Source organism: Holdemanella biformis DSM 3989, from assembly GCF_000156655.1.
GTDB classification, from domain to species: Bacteria; Bacillota_I; Bacilli_A; order Erysipelotrichales; family Erysipelotrichaceae; genus Holdemanella; species Holdemanella biformis.
This window is the reverse complement of the sequence record NZ_DS996840.1, coordinates 19,479-26,572: the sequence shown is the minus strand read 5'-3', so window position 1 is coordinate 26,572 and position 7,094 is coordinate 19,479. Positions and strand designations below refer to the sequence as shown.

The window sequence follows — 7,094 nt, the reverse complement described above, 5'->3', positions numbered from 1 at the left end:
ATTCTATCTCTAATATTAAAACGTATGAATGGAATGGAAAACAGGTAGAAAAAACCGCAACAACATCATCTAAAACAGAAACAATGAGTGGAGATAGATTTATCTACGAAAATAAGGAAATTCAAAAGGATTCAACCTCAAATACTAGTTTTACAATTCCTGAGGGAAGTTATAAATATACGGTTGAAACAAATAAGACATTGAATGATTTTAATGTTAACGAAGTAAAAATGACAGATACTTTAACTTCTAAACATATGAAGTATGTTGGGTATATGAAGGTGGATGCTTTAGAAGCGGAAGTGAATTCTCAAAAATTGCAGTGGGATTAAGCATCTCAAAATTATAAGTTACAGCCAACATATAATGTAGTAGAGACTAAATGGGTCAAGATAGATGGTCAGAAAACCTTTAGTTTAAAACCTTCTGAATTGGGTTGGACTGATAAAAATTATGCGTATCGTTTCACGTATTATGCACAGCCAGATAATTTAGATGCTTTTACAGAGACAAAGGTAAAGAATAAATTTACTCTTGAGGGTGTTGTTAAAAAAGGAGATGGAACATTTACATTTAATAAAGAGGATGTTTCTAAAGAGACGACATTAACAATCAAGGGAAATTTAAATTTACATGCGAATAAACAATCTTGGTACTATAAAGAACCAGATTCGAATACTTGGACGAATGGTGAGCTTTATTGGGTAGTGGATATTGGTGGTGCTCAAATTAATAAGGGTATGGTATTTCGTGATTTGATAAAAACAGGTGATGGAATAACGAATTCAATTTTACGGGAAGGTTCTTTGGTAGGTATCTATAAAGGTACGCTTCTAGAAGGAAAGAACATTTCAGATTATAAACATATAGAGGATTTAAAAAACAATAGTGGTTTAACTCCTATTAATGATAAGTTTATATCTCAATTGAATGGTACAAATGAATTATTATTAACGGCTAAGGAAAATATTCCGCTTGGTAATGAAAAGGTTTATATGATTATAAAATCCGAACCTTCTGAATTGCCATCACCAACAAATAATTGTGATACAAAGACATTTAAAAATAGTATTAGTATTGAAGAAGATGGTGAATATGTTTCTGAAATAGTTGCTGAAAAGACTTTATATACTTCTCCAGAAATTTTAAAGGAATTAGGACAAGTCTTTAAATATGATGGAACTACAGTTACAACACTTCAAATAGGTGCAGACAAAAAAAACAATGGAGATGCAGATCCTAACAAGATTGATACTAAGTTACTAGACAATAGTAAAGGTGTATTTATATCATGGGCATTTAAAGTGAACTATGATGGACAATTAAGTGGAGCTTATGATGTGATAGATGATATACCAGATGGCATGGAGTTTACATATATGCGTGTCAAGTGGCATGGAGATGATGCTTCAAAAGTTACATCAAAGAAAATAGAGAATCTTAGTGGTTGGGAATTCAGAGAAAATGATTCGCCAAATGATAATAAGAATTCTGAACATACAATCTATTATGTAAGTAAAGATATGAAAAAGACTATGATTCGACTGGGTGAATTTAAACCAATGAGTATAAGAGATAATAATTCAGTGGATGTACAAGTTGTTTGTAGAATCACAGATCCACAAGTATTATTAGGTGCTCAACCTAATAATTTTATAAATAAAGTTACACTTCAAAAAGATGGACAAAATATAGCCACATCATCCAGTCAAATACCTTTTAAATTGGCTGACACGGATAAGAATATTGATAAGAAATTAGCAAATTGGAGTGGACAAAAACTTGATTTTGAAATCAATACGAATCAGCTTGGTCAAACACTACCAACAAATGATAATGGTGGATTAACACTTGTGGATAAGTTGGGTGATAATCTAAAGTTGGATACTACTTCAGTTAAAGTTTATAAAAATAATGATGAAGAAGTAACAGGTTGTGTAATAGCATATCAAGATAATACTTTAAAAATTAGTAATATTCCAAATGATATTCCAATAAAAATAAAATATACAGCGACTGTAAATGCAAAGCCAGATGTTGATGTGAATATCGCAAATACAGCGTATTGGAAAGGTTATAAAGAAAATAGTGGTAGAACTGTACAACAAGATTATAAATACTTTGTTAGCGGAACGATTGGATCTTCTTCTGTAGTAAACTTCAAACTTACAAAACAAGATGAGAATGATATAGATAAAGTATTAAGTGGTGCAACTTTTAAAATAGATAAGTGTACAATCGAAGCAAATGGAGATATTACTGCATCAGAGATCTCAACTGCAACTACGGATGCGAATGGAACAATTACCAAGAATTTACAATATGATACACTTTACAAAATAACGGAAACACAAGCACCAGATGGTTATGTTCTAAATAAAGAACCAATCTATATTTTTGATGTAAATAAAGCAAAAGATAGTGATGTGGACACCATAACACAATGTCTAAAAACTGAAGACTTAAGAGTGAGATATCAGGAAGAAAACTTTAGTATAGGTGTAACGAATCATAAGGGTGAAATTACTGTAGTCAAAAAGTTCATAAATGATGCAGCAGGAAAATCAACTAAGCCTGTTAGTGGAACATATAGATTTGGATTGTATGATGACAAGAATACGCGATTACAGCCGATAAAAACTATTACTTATAGTGCAAATGACAATCCAGATAAATCCGTTAAGTTTGAGAATCTAGAATTAGATAAAACATATTATGTTTATGAACTAGATGATAAAGATCAACCAATTACGGATACATCTAAAGAAGTAACAATAAACACTATGAATTATCAAGTGGTTTATGAGAAGAATGGAATTACATTAAGTAGTGACAAAAGCAGCGAAACAATTGTAGTAACAAACAAGAGTCGTACAAAAATATTACCTTCAACAGGTAGTATGGGAACCCTGATTTACAGGTTATTAGGAGCAACGTTGGTGGTTGCAAGTATAATATGCCTGTCAAATATAAATAAAAAGAATAGAAAAGAAAATAGGAGAAAGAAATGAAACTAATTAAAAAGATTGCAGCCATTATGTTTGCGTTCATGATGGTATTCACGTTGAGTAGTAATGTTAACGCAGAAGAAACAACAGGAACTGGAAAGATTATAATTAATCAAGCTGTGGATAAGGCAGAATATAAAATTTACAAGTTATTAACATTAGAAAGTTATGATAAAAAAAATAATATATATTCATATAAAATAGATTCAAAATGGGTGAACTTTTTTGAACAAGGGGATATTAAAAATACATATGTTGCTACAGAAAATGGATATGTAACTAAATGGATTGGTGAAGGTACTAAGAATGAAACAAGAATGCAAGAATTCACAAAAAAAGCGTTAGAATATGCAAAAAATCCAGCAAATAGTATTACAGCAACAAATACAAAGAATGCAAAGGGTGATAGTGTCACTTTTGATAATTTAGGATTAGGTTATTATTTAGTAGATTCAAGTTCAGGAGCATTATGTGGATTAACTACTACTGATAATGAAATTACTATCGAAGAGAAGAATAAAGCTCCAACAGTTGAAAAGAAAGTGAAACATGAAAGAGATGATGATAGTAAGTATCGTGATACGGTTTATGTTGAACTTGGGGAGAAAATTAAATTTCAAATTAGTTTTACTGCTCTAAAAGGTGTAGAAAATTATGTATTACATGATACAGCTGATAACGGTATAGATATTGATTATACTAGTGTCAAAGTTTTTGTTAATGGAACTGAAAAATTAAATAGTGATTATAATTTGGATAATAGTGTGACCGATGGATGTACATTCGATATTGATTTTCAAAACAAGTTAAATGAAAATGATAAGGTAGTAGTGACATATACTGGGTATTTAAAAGATAATGCTAAAATTTTTAATAGTAATGATCCATCCAATACTGCAAATAGCAATAAAGCTCATCTTTCGTATGGACACTCAAATAGCACAGGGGACAGTTCGGTAAATATTTATACATATACTATGCCGGTGTTTAAATATACAAAATTGGATGATGAATCAAAAAATGGGCTTGGTGGTGTTGAGTTTAAATTAAGTACTGATAAAGAAGGAAATAATTTATTAAGTTTTAAAAAGGAGTCTTCGGAGGTAGATGCTTCAGGAAAAAGTATAGATGTTTACACTTTAGTTCCTTCAAGCACAACCGGTTCTACACAAGTTATTAAAACTCCGGATTCAGGTTATTTTAAATTGAATGGATTACATGGTGAATATTATTTAACAGAAACAAAAGCATTACCTGGTTACAATGAGTTGGATAAAGCTATAAAAGTAAAAGTTGGTGATGGTGGCACGATAAATGTTGGTGAAGGATTTAATCCTCAAACTACTGTTGAAGTTCTAAACAACAAAGGTAAATTACTACCATCTACTGGTGGTATGGGTACAACACTTATTTATTTAGTAGGTGGAGCACTTGTACTAGGATCAGGATTTGTATTGGCTAATAAGAAAAGAGCGAAAGCTAAATAATTAAATTGAATTGATTTGTTTTATATGTTGTATGGGGGGAATTATTGTTTTCCCCTTCTATACAACAATAGGGAGAGGGTTGTAAGATGAGAAAACATATGTCAACTATAATTGCGATACTTGTTTTTATTACAGGCTTGTCCTTATTGTTGTATCCTACGGTTAGTAATTATTGGAATTCTTTACATCAAAGTCGTGTTGTCGCAAATTATTCGGATACTATGGCTAAGTTAACAAAACAGGATAAACAGGCTGAGATTGATCGGGCTGTTGAATATAATTCTAGGTTAGCAAGTAATGGTGGTCGCTTTACTCCAAGTGATTCTGAGCTTAGTGAATATAAGAGTCTATTAAATGCGGATGGTACGGGTATGATGGGATATATCACGATTCCTAAGATTGGTGTGAAGCTTGCGATTTATCATACGGTAGATGATGCTGTATTGCAGGTGGGCGTTGGTCATTTAGAAGGGTCAAGTCTTCCTGTAGGAGGTAGTGGTACGCATTGTGTTCTGTCTAGTCATAGAGGTCTTCCGAGTGCGAAGTTATTTACGGAATTGGATCGTATGAAAAAGGGAGATGTATTTTATCTTCATGTATATGATCGGGTTCTTGCGTATCAGGTGGATAATATAGCGATTGTTGAACCGAATGACTATGGTTTATTAGAAATTGAAGAAGGTAAGGATTTATGTACTCTATTTACTTGTACGCCTTATGGTATAAATACACATCGATTATTAGTTCGTGGCCATCGTGTAGAGAATGTGATGGATGAGAAAAATTTAACGGCAGATGCAGCAAGGGTAAATCCTTTGGTTGTGGCTAGTATTATTGGTTTGATTCTATATGGGATTGGTTATGTTGTATATCGAATTCGAAGGAAGGGAGTGTAGGTAATGAAAAGAATAGTTTGTTTCGTGTTTTTAACTTTATTATGTTGTCTTTTACCTATGACTCTATTTGCGGATTCTGATTTCATGAATTTGGTTGTTAATTGTCCAGTATCAAATATGCAGGTATCTTTATATCGAGTGGCGGATGAGAATTATAAATTAGTTGATGCATTTTCTCATTATTCCATTGATTTAAAACAAGATGTACAAGGAGCTGCCAATGCATTAGAGAATCGTATTTTAATGGATGGAATAGAAGCAGATGCTTGTGTTACTTCGGATAGTGTGGGCAATGCTAGTTTTACCGGCTTAGAAACCGGTATTTATTTGGTGGTTGGAGAAGAAGTTTTTCAGGATGGTGTATTTTATATGCCACAAGTATCCTTAGTTTCTTTAAGTGGGGATTTGAGTGTGGATTTAAAATATGAAATGAGTGATAAGCCTAGTCGTATTCATGTATTAAAGGTTTGGAAGAAGGATAATAAGAAGTCTCGTCCTAAATCGATTGAGGTATGTTTATTAAGATCGGATGGTATAGTGGTGGATAGAGTGGTATTAAATTCAGATAATCAATGGTCAACTACATGGGACAATCTTTCTACTTTATATACATATCGTGTCATGGAAACGAGTGTTCCTTCTGGCTATAAGGAGAGTTGTACTCGTGAAAAGGATACGATTGTTTTAACGAATACGGGTAATTTAACGGATAAGGTTGAAAAGAAAGATGAAGTACTTCCAAATTCAGGTCAATTGTGGTGGCCAGTTCCCGTATTATTATTTGTGGGTCTTGTGTTGTTTGGTTTAGGACGCCATTTGAAAAATGAAGAATAGATTGTATCGATATATTTCTTGGATTGGAATCTTTTGTGTTGTGTGTTCCATTTCTTTATGTGCATATAATGTATATGATTCGTATCGATCGTATTTTGTTTCTAAACAAAAGATGAATGCGTATCATGTTGTAAAGACAAGTACAGGTACTATACCGGATTATGTATTGAATCCAGATATGGAAATGCCTGAAGTGGATGTGGATGGAATTTCTTGTATTGGTACTTTAGAAATTCCTAGATTGGATTTGAATTTTTGTGTTACAAGTACATTTAGTGATGAAAACATGAAACAACTTCCTTGCCGATATTATGGTAGTATTTATAAGAATAATATGGTGATTGTGGCTCATAATTATTGGTTTCATTTTGGTAGGTTAAATACATTAAAAAGTGGGGATGAAATTATTTTTACAGATGCTTCAGGAAATTGTTTTAAATATAGTGTTGACGCAATGGATGTAGTGAGTCCAGAAAGTGTAGCTGAAGTAACCAATGGTAAATGGCCACTTACGTTAGTCACTTGTACTTTGGATAGTCAAAATAGAATTGTAGTAAGGTGTAAAAGACAGGTAAAAAAAGGAGAGTTCTATAATTATGATTTTTAAGTTAATTAATTTAAATGAGGTTGGTTATATTTTTGCTTAATCTATGCAATTTGTTGCATCTTGTTTGCTTTTTGAAATGTTATAATTAAGTGGCGAAAACTCCATAGCTTGCTGTGGAGATGAAAGCCACTTTTTGTATTGCATAATACGTATAAAAAATATATAATATATGTATAAATAGTTCGGAGTTGATATCTTGGGTAGACCTAGAACAAACAATGTTCAGATCAATATTGCCATTCCTGGTGAATGGAAAAAAGAG

The 7,094-nt window shown here is 32.2% G+C and carries 6 protein-coding genes; all 6 read left to right on the top strand.

The window, feature by feature from the left end; genetic code table 11:
* The coding region (locus EUBIFOR_RS00985; RefSeq protein ID WP_003864019.1) for a hypothetical protein at window positions 1–332 on the top strand (332 nt) is incomplete at its 5' end.
* A gap of 99 nt (window positions 333–431) precedes the next feature.
* Window positions 432–3,011 (top strand): SpaA isopeptide-forming pilin-related protein, encoded by a 2,580-nt coding sequence (locus EUBIFOR_RS00980; protein WP_003864018.1) that lies wholly within the window; start codon window positions 432–434, stop codon window positions 3,009–3,011.
* The gene (locus EUBIFOR_RS00975) at window positions 3,008–4,495 is read left to right on the top strand and encodes a SpaA isopeptide-forming pilin-related protein (protein ID WP_003864017.1); all 1,488 of its coding nucleotides are present in this window, start codon (window positions 3,008–3,010) and stop codon (window positions 4,493–4,495) included. Before EUBIFOR_RS00980 ends, EUBIFOR_RS00975 begins: the two co-directional genes overlap by 4 nt.
* 86 nt (window positions 4,496–4,581) lie before the next feature.
* The gene (locus tag EUBIFOR_RS00970) at window positions 4,582–5,391 is read left to right on the top strand and encodes a class C sortase (protein WP_003864016.1); all 810 of its coding nucleotides are present in this window, start codon (window positions 4,582–4,584) and stop codon (window positions 5,389–5,391) included.
* A gap of 3 nt (window positions 5,392–5,394) precedes the next feature.
* Window positions 5,395–6,225: a Cna B-type domain-containing protein gene (locus tag EUBIFOR_RS00965; RefSeq protein WP_040466014.1), complete on the top strand. Its 831-nt coding sequence runs from the start codon at window positions 5,395–5,397 to the stop codon at window positions 6,223–6,225.
* Window positions 6,215–6,832: a sortase gene (locus tag EUBIFOR_RS00960; protein WP_050755917.1), complete on the top strand. Its 618-nt coding sequence runs from the start codon at window positions 6,215–6,217 to the stop codon at window positions 6,830–6,832. The genes EUBIFOR_RS00965 and EUBIFOR_RS00960 overlap by 11 nt, the downstream gene beginning before the upstream one ends.
* Window positions 6,833–7,094 lie beyond the last annotated feature (262 nt).

What these genes read in the sequence shown, in the direction of transcription:
- EUBIFOR_RS00975 (WP_003864017.1), top strand. Translation starts at nt 3,008, where the DNA reads ATGAAACTAATTAAAAAGATTGCAGCCATTATGTTTGCGTTCATGATG.
- EUBIFOR_RS00970 (WP_003864016.1), top strand. Translation starts at nt 4,582, where the DNA reads ATGAGAAAACATATGTCAACTATAATTGCGATACTTGTTTTTATTACA.
- EUBIFOR_RS00965 (WP_040466014.1), top strand. Translation starts at nt 5,395, where the DNA reads ATGAAAAGAATAGTTTGTTTCGTGTTTTTAACTTTATTATGTTGTCTT.
- EUBIFOR_RS00960 (WP_050755917.1), top strand. Translation starts at nt 6,215, where the DNA reads ATGAAGAATAGATTGTATCGATATATTTCTTGGATTGGAATCTTTTGT.